The sequence below is a fragment of the Streptomyces diversicolor genome (genome assembly GCF_057537855.1).
The window spans coordinates 188,067-201,951 of record NZ_BAAJXA010000014.1 but is presented as its reverse complement, the minus strand read 5'-3'; the positions used below and the strand labels follow the sequence as shown (position 1 = coordinate 201,951).

Annotated in this window: 15 protein-coding genes; 9 read left to right on the top strand and 6 right to left on the bottom strand. The window is 72.7% G+C overall.

What is annotated here, in order from left to right; all coding sequences use genetic code 11:
- Positions 1-45: 45 nt before the first annotated feature.
- Entirely contained in the window at positions 46-444 is a 399-nt protein-coding gene (locus AC27LF_RS18925; protein WP_479657208.1) for a hypothetical protein, read from the bottom strand.
- A 160-nt stretch (positions 445-604) separates the two neighbouring features.
- On the opposite strand from AC27LF_RS18925, the gene AC27LF_RS18920 reads away from it, so the two are divergent.
- Entirely contained in the window at positions 605-1,243 is a 639-nt protein-coding gene (locus tag AC27LF_RS18920) for a uridine kinase family protein (protein WP_479657207.1), read from the top strand.
- Between the two features lie 191 nt (positions 1,244-1,434).
- Here AC27LF_RS18920 and AC27LF_RS18915 read toward each other — a convergent pair whose 3' ends face one another.
- Positions 1,435-2,229, bottom strand: a complete 795-nt coding sequence (locus tag AC27LF_RS18915; RefSeq protein WP_479657179.1) for a SigE family RNA polymerase sigma factor — start codon at positions 2,227-2,229, stop codon at positions 1,435-1,437.
- 231 nt (positions 2,230-2,460) lie between these two features.
- Between AC27LF_RS18915 and afsQ1 the strand changes: the two genes are divergently transcribed.
- From afsQ1 to AC27LF_RS18890, 5 genes are all read left to right on the top strand, one after another.
- Complete coding sequence (gene afsQ1, locus AC27LF_RS18910) at positions 2,461-3,138, top strand: two-component system response regulator AfsQ1 (RefSeq protein ID WP_121887427.1); 678 nt, start codon at positions 2,461-2,463, stop codon at positions 3,136-3,138.
- Positions 3,135-4,757 carry an ATP-binding protein gene (locus tag AC27LF_RS18905; protein WP_479657178.1) on the top strand — a complete coding sequence of 541 codons (1,623 nt, stop codon included), beginning with the start codon at positions 3,135-3,137 and terminating at the stop codon, positions 4,755-4,757. Before afsQ1 ends, AC27LF_RS18905 begins: the two co-directional genes overlap by 4 nt.
- A complete protein-coding gene (locus AC27LF_RS18900; RefSeq protein ID WP_479657177.1) occupies positions 4,757-5,362 on the top strand; it encodes a hypothetical protein in 606 nt (201 codons plus the stop codon). The genes AC27LF_RS18905 and AC27LF_RS18900 overlap by 1 nt, the downstream gene beginning before the upstream one ends.
- Before the next feature lie 158 nt (positions 5,363-5,520).
- On the top strand, positions 5,521-6,072 hold the full coding sequence (locus AC27LF_RS18895) for a VanZ family protein (RefSeq protein WP_479657176.1): 552 nt from the start codon (positions 5,521-5,523) through the stop codon (positions 6,070-6,072).
- Between the two features lie 281 nt (positions 6,073-6,353).
- Positions 6,354-6,557, top strand: a complete 204-nt coding sequence (locus AC27LF_RS18890) for a PspC domain-containing protein (protein WP_404023331.1) — start codon at positions 6,354-6,356, stop codon at positions 6,555-6,557.
- A gap of 97 nt (positions 6,558-6,654) precedes the next feature.
- Here AC27LF_RS18890 and AC27LF_RS18885 read toward each other — a convergent pair whose 3' ends face one another.
- On the bottom strand, positions 6,655-7,008 hold the full coding sequence (locus AC27LF_RS18885) for an ATP-binding protein (RefSeq protein WP_479657175.1): 354 nt from the start codon (positions 7,006-7,008) through the stop codon (positions 6,655-6,657).
- Positions 7,009-7,146: 138 nt separating this feature from the next.
- A complete protein-coding gene (locus AC27LF_RS18880; RefSeq protein ID WP_479657174.1) occupies positions 7,147-8,343 on the bottom strand; it encodes an adenosine deaminase in 1,197 nt (398 codons plus the stop codon).
- 113 nt (positions 8,344-8,456) lie between these two features.
- On the opposite strand from AC27LF_RS18880, the gene AC27LF_RS18875 reads away from it, so the two are divergent.
- Positions 8,457-9,221: a prolyl oligopeptidase family serine peptidase gene (locus AC27LF_RS18875; RefSeq protein WP_479657173.1), complete on the top strand. Its 765-nt coding sequence runs from the start codon at positions 8,457-8,459 to the stop codon at positions 9,219-9,221.
- Positions 9,222-9,327: 106 nt separating this feature from the next.
- On the opposite strand, the gene AC27LF_RS18870 is transcribed toward AC27LF_RS18875, so the two are convergent.
- Positions 9,328-10,287 carry a LysR family transcriptional regulator gene (locus AC27LF_RS18870; protein ID WP_479657172.1) on the bottom strand — a complete coding sequence of 320 codons (960 nt, stop codon included), beginning with the start codon at positions 10,285-10,287 and terminating at the stop codon, positions 9,328-9,330.
- Positions 10,288-10,350: 63 nt separating this feature from the next.
- Between AC27LF_RS18870 and AC27LF_RS18865 the strand changes: the two genes are divergently transcribed.
- Both AC27LF_RS18865 and AC27LF_RS18860 read left to right on the top strand, forming a co-directional pair.
- Positions 10,351-11,679, top strand: a complete 1,329-nt coding sequence (locus tag AC27LF_RS18865) for an MFS transporter (protein WP_479657171.1) — start codon at positions 10,351-10,353, stop codon at positions 11,677-11,679.
- Between the two features lie 924 nt (positions 11,680-12,603).
- Entirely contained in the window at positions 12,604-13,617 is a 1,014-nt protein-coding gene (locus AC27LF_RS18860) for a sigma-70 family RNA polymerase sigma factor (RefSeq protein WP_479657170.1), read from the top strand.
- Here the strand turns inward: AC27LF_RS18860 and AC27LF_RS18855 are convergent.
- Entirely contained in the window at positions 13,501-13,833 is a 333-nt protein-coding gene (locus AC27LF_RS18855) for an STAS domain-containing protein (protein WP_479657169.1), read from the bottom strand. The two genes, AC27LF_RS18860 and AC27LF_RS18855, sit on opposite strands and share 117 nt — an antisense overlap.
- Positions 13,834-13,885: the final 52 nt, after the last annotated feature.

The following is a 13,885-nucleotide window of genomic DNA, read 5'->3' as shown; positions in this document are numbered from 1 at the left end:
GGGGAAGAGCGGCTCTCCGTCGTACACGGCGCCGGTGCGGGACGGTCAGCGCAGCGCCCCGACCACCTGCCCCACCACCGGCACGCCGCCGATCGACTCCGCCTGCGCCACCGGACCGGTCAGGGAGCGGGACGACAGGGGCTTGAAGTCGGCGAGCTGGGTGCCGACGCCGTTGTCGAGGGGGTCGACGCCGGTGCCCGCCAGCGGGTTGGGCTTGAGACCGGCGATCGGGCCGGTGACGTAGCCGACCGAGCCGGTGAGGGCCGCCAGTCCCGTCTGCGGGTCGACATGGCCGAGCGAGGTCGGCCGCGGCGGCACCTCCGCGACCGGTTCGGTGGCCGCGGACGCCGTCGCGGCGCCCGCGCCCAGGGCCGCGGAGGCGGTCGCGAGGGCGATCAGCGCGCGCCGCGCGGTGCGGTGCCGGGGGGAACTGTGTCGGGCCATCATGGGTGCCGCCTTCTGGTGCGCGGGGTAATCATGTCGACACGAAGGGTAGTTGAGGCGTGACGTGCGCTCCAAAGCCGACCCGCGGGGTCGGCAGGGGCCGCGCCATGCGTCAAACTGGTGTTCCGTGAGCATTCATCCCCCGTCTTCCGCCCGTGTGGTGCTGCTGTGCGGCCCCTCGGGTTCCGGCAAGTCCCTCGTCGCCGCCCGTTCCGGGCTGCCCGTGCTGCGCCTCGACGACTTCTACAAGGAGGGTGACGACCCGACGCTGCCGCTGGTGGCGGGGAGTTCGGACATCGACTGGGACCACCCGCGGTCCTGGGACGCGGACGTCGCCGTGGACGCCATCGCCCGGCTGTGCGCCACGGGGTCGACGACCGTGCCGGTGTACGACATCGCGAAGAGCGCCCGCACCGGCGAGGAGGCGCTGCACATCGGGCGTGCCCCGCTGTTCGTGGCGGAGGGCGTCTTCGCGGCGGAGATCGTGGCGCGCTGCCGTGAACTGGGCCTGCTGGCCGACGCGTTGTGCCTGAGCCGCGGTGCGCTCACCACCTTCAGGCGGCGCTTTGTGCGGGACCTCGCGGAGGGCCGCAAGTCGGTGCCGTTCCTGCTGCGCCGCGGGGTACGGCTGATGCGCGCGGAGCGGTCGATCGTCGCCCGCCAGGTGGCGCTGGGCGCGCACGCCTGCGACCGGGACGAGGCGCTGGTCCGGCTGGCCGCCGCGGCCGTACGCCGGGTACGGCCGGCCGCACCGCCGCAGGACCACACACCCCCGGCACAGACCCAGACACCGGCGTAGCCCGGGAGGAATCCGGGGGAATCCAGGGGAATCCAGGGGAATCCGGAGAAACACGAGAAGCGGGACTGGATGGACCCCCCGGCCCTCCAGTCCCGCCGTTCCCCCGCTGTCCCCCCTGCCATCCGTGGGTCCCCCCGGACTCACGGACCCCCGTGTTTCCCCTTCCCCCGTTTCCCCGTTCCCCCCGGCCTTCAGGCGACCAGTTCGCCGAAGGCGTTCTCCTCGTCACGGCCGACGCTGAGGACCTCGTCGTCGCGCAGCCGGCGCAGTGAGCGCCAGATGCTGGACTTGACCGTGCCGACACTGATGCCGAGGATGTCCGCGATCTCCGGGTCCGTACGGCCCTCGTAGTAGCGCAGGACCAGCATGGTGCGCTGGAGTTCGGGCAGCCGGGCCAGCGCCTGCCATAGCACGGCGCGCAGTTCGGTGCCGCGCATCGCGTCCGTGTCGCCGGGCGTCTCCGGCAGTTCCTCGGTCGGGTACTCGTTGAGCTTGCGGCGCCGCCAGGCGCTGATGTGCAGATTGGTCATGGTGCGGCGCAGATATCCGCCGACCGCCGCCTTGTCACTGATCCGGTCCCACGCCCGGTACGTCGAGAACAGCGCGCTCTGCAACAGGTCCTCGGCCTCGAAGCGGTCGCCGGTCAGATGGTAGGCGGTTGCGTACAGGGAGGCGCGGCGCTCCTGGACGTAGGCGGTGAACTCCGCTTCCGTCAGCGAGCGGCGCTCCCCCGAGTCCTCCCTGTACGCGGCTCCCCCGTGGGCCCCCGTGACCCCCGTCGTGCTTCCCCCCGTACGCGCGTCAACCACCGACATGTACGCGGTGTGCTGACGCCCGGTGCCGCGGGCGCACCCCCGGCCTCCCCCACGCTCGAACGCGCTCGCGCGGGACGGACTCCCCTCCGCACCGGACTTCTCGTAACCCCGGTTCACGTCGTGCAGACGCGTGACGACCGCGCTGGTGCTCATGCCGTGCAGCGTGTTCATCTCGCGCCCCCTGTCGTGGACTTCGGTGTTCGGTCTTGCTTCCTTGCCTGTGCCGAAAATCTTGCCCGGGTGACTTCATGGCCGTGTCCGCCGACTGTCACAGACCTGTCACAGCGGCCCGGCACAGTTGCGTGACCGGCCGTGCACGGACTGTGGCGGTATCGCGGTTTCCGGGCGCCCGCGGGTCCCACAGGTCGTCCGGCACCCCCTCCATGGGCCAGAATGAGCCCCGTGCCTTCCCTGTTGCTGATCGAGGACGACGACGCCATCCGTACGGCCCTGGAGCTCTCACTGACGCGCCAGGGACACCGGGTGGCCACCGCTGCCACCGGCGAGGACGGTCTGAAACTGCTGCGCGAACAGCGACCGGACCTGATCGTGCTGGATGTGATGCTGCCCGGCATCGACGGATTCGAGGTGTGCCGGCGCATCCGGCGCACGGACCAGTTGCCGATCATTCTGCTGACCGCGCGCAGCGACGACATCGACGTGGTGGTCGGCCTTGAGTCGGGCGCCGACGACTATGTCGTCAAGCCGGTGCAGGGCCGCGTCCTGGACGCCCGGATCCGTGCCGTGCTGCGCCGCGGGGAGCGGGAGGCCAGCGACTCGGCGACGTTCGGGAGCCTCGTCATCGACCGCTCGGCGATGACCGTGACCAAGAACGGCGAGGACCTTCAGCTCACCCCGACCGAGCTGCGGCTGCTGCTGGAGCTGAGCCGGCGGCCCGGTCAGGCGCTGTCCCGGCAGCAGTTGCTGCGACTGGTCTGGGAACACGACTACCTCGGTGACTCGCGGCTGGTGGACGCGTGCGTCCAGCGGCTGCGCGCCAAGGTCGAGGACGTGCCGTCGTCGCCGACGCTGATCCGTACCGTCCGTGGTGTCGGCTACCGCCTGGACGCTCCTCAGTGACGAAGGCGCAAGGGGGGTTCCGCGGCTGGGCCGCGGGTCGCAAGGGAGTCCTGTCACGGCTGCGCTTCACCAGTCTGCGGCTGCGGCTCGTGGTGGTGTTCGGGCTGGTCGCGCTGACGGCCGCGGTGTCCGCCTCGGGCATCGCCTACTGGCTCAACCGGGAGGCCGTGCTCACCCGGGCCCAGGACGCGGCGCTGCGCGACTTCAAGCAGGAGATGCAGAACCGGGCGAGCGCGCTGCCCGTGCATCCCACCCAGGACGAACTCCAGCGTACGGCGGGGCAGATGGCGGGCAGCAGCCAGCGGTTCAGTGTGCTGCTGGTCGGCCAGGACGCGGGCGGCCGGACGGTGTACGGCACGTCGGGCGGGCTCAGCGGGTTCGCGCTGGAGGACGTCCCCCGGTCGCTGCGGGCCGCCGTGGACAAACGGCAGCCGGTGAGCGACGGCAACAAGTCCGCGTACCACCTGTACTGGCAGCGGATCGTCGAGCACGGCACCCCGTACCTGGTGGCCGGCACGAAGGTGATCGGCGGCGGCCCGACCGGTTACATGCTCAAGTCGCTGGAGCCCGAGGCGAAGGACCTCAACTCCCTCGCCTGGTCGCTGGGCATCGCCACGGGTCTCGCGCTGATCGGCTCCGCGCTGCTCGCGCAGGCCGCCGCGACGACCGTGCTGAAGCCGGTGCACCGGCTGGGCGTGGCCGCCCGGCGGCTCGGCGAGGGCAGGCTCGACACCCGGCTGCGGGTGTCCGGCACCGACGAACTCGCCGATCTGTCCCGGACGTTCAACAACGCGGCCGAGGCGCTGGAGAAACGGGTCGCCGACATGGCCGCCCGCGACGAGGCGTCCCGGCGCTTCGTCGCGGACATGAGCCACGAGCTGCGCACCCCGCTGACCGCCATCACCGCCGTGACGGAGGTGCTGGAGGAGGAGCTGGACTCGGACGCCGGGAGCATGGACCCGATGATCGAGCCCGCGGTGCGGCTGGTGGTGAGCGAGACACGGCGGCTGAACGACCTGGTCGAGAACCTGATGGAGGTCACCCGCTTCGACGCGGGCACCGCCCGGCTGGTCCTGGACGACGTGGACATCGCCGACCAGATCACCGCCTGCATCGACGCCCGTGCCTGGCTGGACGCGGTGGAGCTGGACGCCGAGCGCGGCATCCACGCCCGTCTCGACCCGCGCCGCCTCGATGTGATCCTCGCCAACCTGATCGGCAACGCGCTCAAGCACGGCGGCTCGCCGGTGCGGGTCTCGGTGCGGGTGGCCGGCGAGGAGGGTTCACAGATCGTCATCGCCGTCCGCGACCACGGGCCCGGCATCCCCGAGGACGTCCTGCCGCACGTCTTCGACCGCTTCTACAAGGCCAGCGCATCCCGACCGCGCTCCGACGGCAGCGGCCTCGGCCTGTCCATCGCCCTGGAGAACGCGCACATCCACGGCGGCGAGATCACCGCCGCCAACTCGGCCGAGGGCGGCGCGGTGTTCACGCTGCGGCTGCCCCGGGACGCCGCCAAGCTGACGGAGCCGGACGACGAGACCGGTCCTGCCGCCGACGCCGGTGAAGGCGACCGCGACGGCAGCGTCGGCCGGGGCGACGACAAGGGGGAGGCGTGATGACCGTACGGCGGCTGCTGGCCGTCCCCGTGCTCGCCGCGCTGCTCGCCGGCTGCGGGATCCGGGCCACCGAGGTGCCGACGGACTTCGGCGGCGCGCCCTCGCGGGTGCCGTGTTCGCTGTCCGAGGCGGACCGGTCGACGCAGGCCGCGCAGGGCGGGGTGCCCGTGCAGGTGTTCCTGCTGTGCGGTGCGTCGCTGGTGACCGTGGACCGTACGGTGCGCGTCCCTGACGGCACGGCGGACGCCCGGCGGCGGGCGCATGTGGCGCAGGGGCTGCTGGACCAGCTCGCCCGCACGCCCTCCGACAGCGAGCGGAACGCGGGCTATGCGACGTATGTGCGCGGCGGCATGAGCGTGAGCGGGCCGCGGCCCAAGGACCCCGAGGACACGTTGCGGCTGAGCACGGCCCCGGAACAGCTCACCTCGTACGCGCTCGCCCAGATCGTCTGCACGTTCTCCGACTCGACGGCGGCCGAGGGCGACGGCTCGGTGGTGCTGGGCGGGCCGGGCGGCGAGCCTCCCCGCCGCTACGAGTGCGGCGACGACGTCCGTTCCCGCCCGGGCACCACCCGACCCCCCTCCACCACCGTCACAAACAACTGACACCCCCACGCACGCCCCGGGCCGGGCCCCGCGCAGCCCAACCGCGAGCCCACCACCGCAGGGATGCGGCACAGGGCGTGTGGGTGTGTCGTACGCCTCATGCGGCCGTGCGGGGGCTATCCGGAACCGATCGCGCGCGGGGGCGCGTCTAGGGGGGCGTGCAGCGTCAAGGCTCCATCGGCGGCAGCGCCGCGATCCGTATCCGGGTGACAGGGGGTGTCCTCCTCGTCGCACATCTCACGCTCGTCGCCTGGCTGATGCTGCGCCCCCTGAACGTCCCCTGGGTGATGCCCGCCAACCTGCACCCGCTCGCCGGTATCCGGGCCGATCTGGCACTGGGCTGGCCCGAGGCGGCCCGGCGGATCGGCGAGGGGGTCGCCCTGCTGGCGCCGCTGGGCGTGCTGCTGCCGATGGCGCACGGCCGGCTCACCGTCTCCCCGCTCGCCTCCCTGTTCCGTACGGCCGCGGCGGGCGCCCTGCTCTCGCTGGGCATCGCCCTGTTGCAGACCGGGGTGCCGGGCCGGGTCGTGGACGTGGACTCGCTGCTGCTGAACACGGTGGGCGTGGCGCTGGCGCACCTCGCCGTGGTCCCCGCGGGCCGCTCCTGGCTCCGCCGCAGGGGCGAGCGCGTACGGCGCACGCCCCTCCACCAGGAGGAAGCGGCTCAGGGCCGGACCCCGACGATTCCCAGGGTCGGCATCGCACCGTAGGGCGACGCCCCGCCGCACGCCGCTCCGTACCGTTGCGGTCAGATGGGCAGCCGAGCCCACACCGGCGGGCGGCAAGGGCCGTGCAAGAGCACCTTTCCCCACGCGCCGGCCACGAGGGAGTCGAAGGAGCGCGCCGATGTCGAGAGCGCATGGGGGCCCCTCCCGCGCGAGCGAGTTCGAGCGTGGGGGAGCGCGGAGGCCCGAAGGGTTGAGCACGATCGCGGTCTCGACATCGGCTGAGGCGCCCCGTAGACGACCGAGCATTGAAAAGGAGTGGTGACATGACTGCCCTCGCCCGCCCCACCCACGGCCGCGTACTCGGCGGAGTGTGCGCAGCGCTGGCACGGCGCTTCGGCACGTCCGCGACGACGATGCGGGTGATCTTCCTGGTCTCCTGCCTGCTGCCGGGCCCGCAGTTCCTGCTGTACCTCGCCCTGTGGATCCTGCTGCCCTCGGAGGAGAAGTCCAGGTCGGCGGCCTGGTAACCGCCCGGCGCGGTGAGCGCGCAAGAACGCCGTCGGAGCGCACCCCGGGAGGAGGGGGTGTGCTCCGACGGCGCGTCGTGGAGTCGTGGAGTACGGCTCAGCCGAGCGGGACCCCGTTCACCGGCAGGCCGTGCGTGGGCAGGCCCTGCACCGGCAGTCCGCCGAGCAGGCCGCCGACCGGCGCGGTCGGGCCCTGAGCGAGCACCTGCTGGGCGGCGGGCTGGGCGGCGGCCAGTCCGGCGCCGACGGCGGACTGCCCCTGGGCGAGCGCCGCACCCGCACCCGGCAGCGCCGTGGCGACGTTCTCGGCCGGCAGCGTCCGGGTGATGCCGTCGAGCGCCTGGGTGGCGTCCGGGACGGCCGGGGCCGCGTCGGCGGCGCCCGCGCCGGCCGCGGCGAAGGCGGCACCGAGGGCGGCGACACCGAAGGTCTTGACAGCAGACTGCTTCATGGGGAATGCGTCCTTGCATGCGATGACGGGGTTCAGCGGTCCCCGACCGTAAACACGGCGCACCGCCCGCCGCAAACATCGAAATGCGGACGGATGGTGAAGCCGGCCCGTGTTCCGTGTGCCGCCTCGCGGGTGTATTCAGCCCTCCCGAGCGACAGAACCGCTGGTGGAAGCGGTCTGCCGGAACAGCCATTCGGATTTCAGCTCCGCGTATCCGGGCTTGACGACGTCATTGATCATGGCCAGTCGTTCATCGAAAGGAATGAACGCTGATTTCATCGCATTGACGGAGAACCACTGCATGTCGTCGAGCGTGTAACCGAATGCCTCGACAAGGTGATCGAATTCCCGGCTCATGCTGGTGTGCGACATCAGCCGGTTGTCGGTGTTCACGGTGGCCCGGAAGTGCAGCCGGCGCAGCAGCCCGATCGGGTGCTCGGCGTAGGAGGCGGCGGCCCCGGTCTGCAGGTTGGAGCTGGGGCACAGTTCCAGCGGGATGCGCTTGTCCCGCACGTACGAGGCGAGCCGTCCGAGCCGCACCGAGCCGTCCTCGTCGACCTGGATGTCGTCGATGATCCGCACCCCGTGTCCGAGCCGGTCTGCGCCGCACCACTGGAGGGCCTGCCAGATGGACGGCAGTCCGAAAGCCTCGCCGGCGTGGATGGTGAAGTGGTTGTTCTCGCGCTTGAGGTACTCGAACGCGTCGAGGTGCCGGGTGGGCGGGTAGCCGGCCTCGGCGCCCGCGATGTCGAAGCCGACGACGCCCAGGTCCCGGTAGCGGTTGGCGAGTTCGGCGATCTCCAGGGCGCGGGCGGCGTGCCGCATGGCGGTGAGCAGGGCGCCGACCCGGATGCGGTGGCCGCTCTCCCGGGCCAGCGCCTCGCCCTGCCGGAAGCCCTCGTTGACGGCCTCGACCACCTCTTCCAGGCTCAGCCCGCCCTCCAGGTGCTGCTCGGGGGCGTAGCGCACCTCGGCGTAGACGACGCCGTCGAGGGCCAGGTCCTCGGCGCACTCGCGGGCGACGCGGATCAGCGCGTCGCGGGTCTGCATTACGCCCACGGTGTGCGAGAAGGTCTCCAGATACCGCTCCAGGGAGCCGGAGTCGGCGGCCTCACGGAACCAGACGCCGAGTTTGTCGGGGTCGGTTTCGGGAAGCTGGGAGATGGGGGTACCTCCCACGCCTTTAGGGCTGTGGGGGACGGTCTCCCGGGCTAGGTCGACGACGGTGCCGGGGCGCAGGCCGCCGTCGAGGTGGTCGTGCAGCAGGACCTTGGGGGCCCGGCGGATCTGGTCCGGCGTCGGGACGGTCCCGGTCGGTGCAGTCTGGCTCGTCATTTCCGCACTCTAACTCCTACGCGCGTAGATCACGGGCCGCGGGTCTCCGTCGATACCCAACGGTGACCGCACGGAAGGGTCGCGTACACCGCTGCTTCTGACACTGTTCTGCCATGGCACAGCAACTGACGCCGCTGCGAACGGCCAGGCTGGGAAGGGCAGTCGGCCGGGAGCCGACGGCGGTGAGCGGGGCGGTGCTGATCCTGCCCGGCGGTGAGGAGGTCTCCGCCCGCAGACCGTCGCCCGTGTGGGCGACGGCGTTCGTCCGCGCGCTCGGCCGGACGCTCGCCAAGGCGGGCCGCGGCGAGGGACTGGCCACCCACGCCGTGCACTACCGCTATCGCGGCTGGAACGGCAGCGAGGCGCATCTCGCGCAGGACGCGTCCTGGGCGGTCGACGAGGTCGTACGCCGCTACGGCGATGTGCCGGTGTGCCTGGTCGGGGTCGGTATGGGCGGCCGGGCGGCGCTGCGCGCGGGCGGCCATGACGCGGTCAACTCCGTGGCGGCCATCGCCCCTTGGCTGCCCGAGGACGACGTGGCGGCGCCGCCGGAGCCGGTGCGGCAGCTGGTGGGGCGGCGGGTGCTGATCGTGCACGGCACGAACGACGAGCGGACCGATCCGGAGCTGTCGTTCCGGCTGGCCGCCCGGGCGAAGAAGGCGAACCGGGAGGTGTGCCGGTTCGAGGTGCACTCCGACGGGCACGGGCTGCATCAGCACCGGCACGAAGTGCTGGCGCTCGCCGCGGACTTCGCGATGGGCGCGCTGTTCGGGCACGCGTTGTCCCGTCCCGTGGAGGACGCCCTGGCCGCGCCGCCGCCCATCGGCCTCCGCATGCCCCTCGCCACCGGCTTCGGCCGCTCCCTACGCCACCCCTGACCCATCCCGGCCGGCTCTTCTCCCCCATCTCGCGGTGACGGGGCCGCCGCCGGCGTGGCCGCGCCCGCCGGTCGATACGTGTCCCGACCAGGGACGGTGGAGGGGGTCAGGGCAGGAGGTTGCCGCGTTTGGACAGGAGGAACTTCTTGAACGCGGCCACCGGTGGGGTGTCCGGGTGGCCGTCCAGCCAGGCCACTCCGATCTCCCGTACCGCGCGGGGAGCCGTCACCGTCAGTTCCACCACGCCCGGACGCGGGACCGCGGGCGGTGGCAGCAGGGCCACTCCGAGCCCGGCCGCCACCAGCCCCCGAAGGGTCTCCGCCTCCTCCCCCTCGAAGGCGATCCGCGGCTTGAAGCCCGCCTCCTTGCACACGGCGTCGGTGATACGGCGCAGGCCGTAGCCGGGCTCCAGGGTGACGAAGACCTCCTCGGCGGCCTCCGCGAGCCGGATCCGGCGCCGTCCCGCGAGACGGTGGTCGGCGGGCACCACCAGACGGAGCTTCTGCTCGTCCAGGCGGCGCCCCACCAGGTCCGGGGCGTCGGGGACCGGCGAGGTCAGACAGAGGTCGAGTTCGCCCGCGCGCAACCGCTCCAGCATGGCCTCGCCGTAGTTCTGCACCAGGCTGAAGCGCACGCGCGGATGGTCGGCGCGGAACGCGTGGATGAGCCCGGGGACCGTCTCGGCGCCCAGAGTGTGCAGAAAGCCGAAGGCGACCTTGCCGGAGGCCGGGTCGGCGTCGGCGCGCACCTCGTCCGCGGCCCGTCCGATCTCGGCCAGGGCGCGTTCGACGGAGGCGAGGAAGGTGCGGCCGGCCGGGGTGAGCGAGAGGGTGCGGCCGCGGCGGGCGAAGAGGTCGACGCCGAGGTCCTGTTCGAGGCGGACCATGGCCCGGGACAGGGTGGACTGCGGGACCTGCGCCTCCAGCGCGGCCCGCGTCACATGCTCGGTACGGGCGACCGCGGCGAAGTAGGCGAGCCGCGGGGCGAGCAGCCGCGCCATGTCGGTCATGTCTTCTGTGTCACTGGACGGTGACAGACGCGGCTGTGGCCTTTGCTGATGCACCATGGGAACGATTATGCCGATTCCATGCATTGGACGGATCAGCGGCGGGCTCCGTAGCTTCGAGGCATGTCTCCCGCCAGTACCGGGGCGTCCACCGACGTGGACGCCGTCCCGACCGCTTCCGCCGCCGTATCCGCGTCCGCTCCCGCCTCCGCTTCCCACGCCGACGACTCCGACTCCCGTCTCACCCCGGGCGGCCCCGGCTACCGCCGGATGAGCCTCGCCCTCTTCCTCGCCGGTGTCGCGACCTTCGCGCTCCTCTACTCCACGCAGGCCCTGCTGCCGCTCATCTCCGGCGAGTTCGGGGTGGCGGCGAGCGAGGCGAGCTGGACGGTGGCCGCCGCGACCGGCGGCCTGGCGCTGTTCGTGCTGCCGATGAGCGCCCTGTCGGAGCGCTTCGGCCGCCGTACGGTGATGACGGCGTCGCTGGCGGTGGCGGTGTCGGTCGGCGTGCTCGTCCCGTTCGCCCCTTCGCTGGGCGTGCTGGTGGCGCTGCGGGCGGTGCAGGGTGCGGCGCTGGCCGGGCTGCCCGCCTCGGCGACGGCGTACCTGGCCGAGGAGGTCCGGCCGCGGGCGCTGGTCACGGCGATCGGGCTGTTCGTCGCGGGCAACAGCGTCGGCGGGATGAGCGGCCGGGTCATCACCGGCTGGGTCGCCCAGGAGTGGGGCTGGCGGGTCGCGGTCGGCGTGATCGGCGTGATCGCGGTGGGCTGCGCGGTGGCGTTCCGGATGCTGCTGCCGACGCCGCGGCACTTCAAGCCCGGCTCGCTGCGGCCACGGGTCCTCGCCCGTGCGGTCCGCGACCATCTGGCGGACCCGCTCCTGCGCCGTCTGTACGCGATCGGCGCGCTGTTCATGACGGTGTTCGGCGGCGTGTACACGGTGATCGGCTACCGGCTGACGGAGGCGCCGTTCGGGCTGCCGCAGGGCATCGTCGGCTCGATCTTCCTGGTGTACCTGGTCGGCACCGTGTCGGCGTCGACGGCGGGCCGGCTGGTCATGCGCCTCGGCCGGCGGGGCGCCCTGTACCTGGCGGGCGGCACGACCGCGGCCGGTCTGCTGCTGTCCCTGGCGCCCTCCCTCCCGCTGGTCCTGCTGGGCCTCGTGCTGATCACGGCGGGCTTCTTCGCGGGGCACGCGGTGGCGTCCTCGGCGGTCAGCAAGACGGCGACGCACGGCCGGGCGCAGGCCGCGGCGCTGTACCAGTCGGCGTACTACATCGGCTCCAGCGCGGGCAGCACGGTGGGCGCGGTCGCCTTCCACGCGAACGGCTGGCCCGGGACGGTCGGGGTCGCAGTGCTCGCGATCGTCGGCGTCGTGACCATCACGGCCTTCGGCTCCCGGGCAGCCCGCCGCACCACCCCCCGCCCCAAGCCCCTCCCCACCACCCACTGAGCCCAAGAACCCCACCCAGCCCGGGGCGCCGACCACGTGAGGGGATGGGCCTCCCGGCGCGTGAGGGTCGTCGGTCCGTGGGCGTGCGGACGGCCGCCGCCGCACGAACATCGATGCCCAGCAGCAGGACGGGGCCTCGCACGTGAGCGTGAGACGGCCCACGCATGAGGACGGGCCGCCCCGACGGGCGCCCCCAGCCGCGTGACGATGAGCCACCCGGCACGTGAGGGCCGCCGCAGGCGTGCGAGTGGGCGTCGCCCCGCGCGGCCATCGCTGCCCAGCAGCAGGACGGGGCCTCGCACGTGAGCGTGAGACGGCCCACGCATGAGGGTGAGCCGCCCCGACAGGCGGCCCCAGCCCCGTGACGATGAGCCTCCCGGCACGTGAGGGCCGCCGCAGGCGTGCGAGTGGGCATCGCACCGCACGGACATCGATGCCGAGCGGCCCAGGGGGGTTCCCGCGCGTTGAGAGCGGGCGGCCCCCGTGCGGGAGGACGCGCTGCCGCGATCGGCGAGCGGGCGGCGGGCCCACCGCCGGGATAGGGCCCGGCTCCATGGGGCCCGCCCCCCCGTAGGACGGTGAGAGTGGGCTGTTGTCCCGGCGGGTGGTCCCGGCCGCGTGGAGCGAGGGCCTCCCGGCGCGTTGCCCCGACCCTGCCCCTGCCTCTCCCTGCCACTGCCCCCTCCTCTTCCCTCTGCCTCTGCCCCTGCTTCTCCCCTCTACCACTGCCCCTGCCCTTGCCCTTGCCCTTGCCGCCCCCGTTGCTGGGTCCCGGGGGGTGTCGGTGAGGCGGGGTTTTGAAGGGAAACGGTCTGAGCTGGGCGTTTGTGGGCTCGGGGGGCCGTTGTCAGTGGGCTGTTGTAGTTTCCGGAGTACTGGGCGCAAAGGCGCGCGAACAGGAACGGCCACAGGGGTGGGTGGACGATGAGCGACAGCACCGCGACGACGGATCTCGACGTCGCACTGGAGAAGCACCGCGTCGAGCTGACCGGTTACTGCTACCGCATGCTCGGGTCCTCCTTCGAGGCCGAGGACGCCGTACAGGACACCCTGGTCCGCGCCTGGCGGAGCTACGCGAAGTTCGAGGGCCGCTCCAGCCTCCGCTCCTGGCTGTACCGGATCGCGACGAACGTCTGCCTGGACATGCTGACGGCGGGCAACAAGCGGGCGCGGCCCATGGACCTGACCGATGCGACGCCGCTCGCCCAGGCGGCCCTGACCCCCCGCCCGGACAACACCTGGCTGGAGCCGATGCCGGACGCCCGTGTACTGCCCACCGTCGACGACCCGGCGGAGGCCGCCGTCGCCAAGGAATCGGTCCGGCTGGCCTTCATGGCCGCCCTGCAGCAACTGCCGCCCAAGCAGCGGGCGGTGCTGATCCTGCGCGAGGTGCTGGCCTGGAAGGCGAGCGAGGTCGCCGAACTGCTCGGCACCACGGTGGCGTCCGTGAACAGCGCGTTGCAGCGGGCCCGCGCGACGCTCGCCGAGCGGGCGGGCCAGGGCGCGGACGCGGCCGTCTCCGACCCGCTCGACGAGGAGCAGCAAAGACTCCTGGAGCGCTATGTGAAGGCGTTCGAGGGGTACGACATGGCGGCGCTCATCGCCCTGCTGCACGAGGACGCCGTCATGACGATGCCGCCGTTCGACCTGTGGCTGAGCGGCCCGGCCGACATGACCGGCTTCATGACCACCCTCGGTGCCGCCTGCGCGGGCTCCCGCCTGCTGCCGGTCGAGGCCAACGGCCTGCCGGCCTTCGCGCAGTACAAGCCGGACCCGGACAAGGGCGGTTTCGCCGCCTGGGCGGTGCAGGTGCTGGAGGTGTCAGAGGGCCGGATCACCGGTCTGCACTGCTTCCTCGACACCGCCCGCTGGTTCCCCCTGTTCGGCCTGCCCCTCCATCTGGAAGCGGAGGCCGACGAGATCGAGGAGGGCGCGTAGCGCGGGGTCGGCGGCCCGCAGCCGGGTCCGCCCGCCGGCCCTGCGGGCGGTCAGCTCCAGCCGGGCCAGCAGCTCCACCGCCCAGAGCCCCGGCGGCCCGAGCCCGCCCACATCCACGACCACGACCCCCGGCCCGGTGACCGCCAACAGCCCTCGCAGATCGTCGCAGAACCCCGTCACCTCGTCCCGGGCGACGGGGCCGGTCAGCACGAGCACGGCCGGTGTCCTGGCATCCACGTACTGTCAGACCGCCGGAACACCCTCAACT

Excerpts from the sequence above, each read along its gene's own strand:
- AC27LF_RS18900 (WP_479657177.1), top strand. The coding sequence starts at position 4,757 with ATGACCGTACGGCGGCTGCTGGCCGTCCCCGTGCTCGCCGCGCTGCTC.
- AC27LF_RS18860 (WP_479657170.1), top strand. The coding sequence starts at position 12,604 with ATGAGCGACAGCACCGCGACGACGGATCTCGACGTCGCACTGGAGAAG.
- AC27LF_RS18865 (WP_479657171.1), top strand. The coding sequence starts at position 10,351 with ATGTCTCCCGCCAGTACCGGGGCGTCCACCGACGTGGACGCCGTCCCG.
- AC27LF_RS18880 (WP_479657174.1), bottom strand. The coding sequence starts at position 8,343 with ATGACGAGCCAGACTGCACCGACCGGGACCGTCCCGACGCCGGACCAG.
- AC27LF_RS18925 (WP_479657208.1), bottom strand. The coding sequence starts at position 444 with ATGGCCCGACACAGTTCCCCCCGGCACCGCACCGCGCGGCGCGCGCTG.
- AC27LF_RS18915 (WP_479657179.1), bottom strand. The coding sequence starts at position 2,229 with ATGAACACGCTGCACGGCATGAGCACCAGCGCGGTCGTCACGCGTCTG.
- AC27LF_RS18875 (WP_479657173.1), top strand. The coding sequence starts at position 8,457 with ATGGCACAGCAACTGACGCCGCTGCGAACGGCCAGGCTGGGAAGGGCA.
- AC27LF_RS18885 (WP_479657175.1), bottom strand. The coding sequence starts at position 7,008 with ATGAAGCAGTCTGCTGTCAAGACCTTCGGTGTCGCCGCCCTCGGTGCC.
- AC27LF_RS18870 (WP_479657172.1), bottom strand. The coding sequence starts at position 10,287 with ATGGTGCATCAGCAAAGGCCACAGCCGCGTCTGTCACCGTCCAGTGAC.
- AC27LF_RS18890 (WP_404023331.1), top strand. The coding sequence starts at position 6,354 with ATGACTGCCCTCGCCCGCCCCACCCACGGCCGCGTACTCGGCGGAGTG.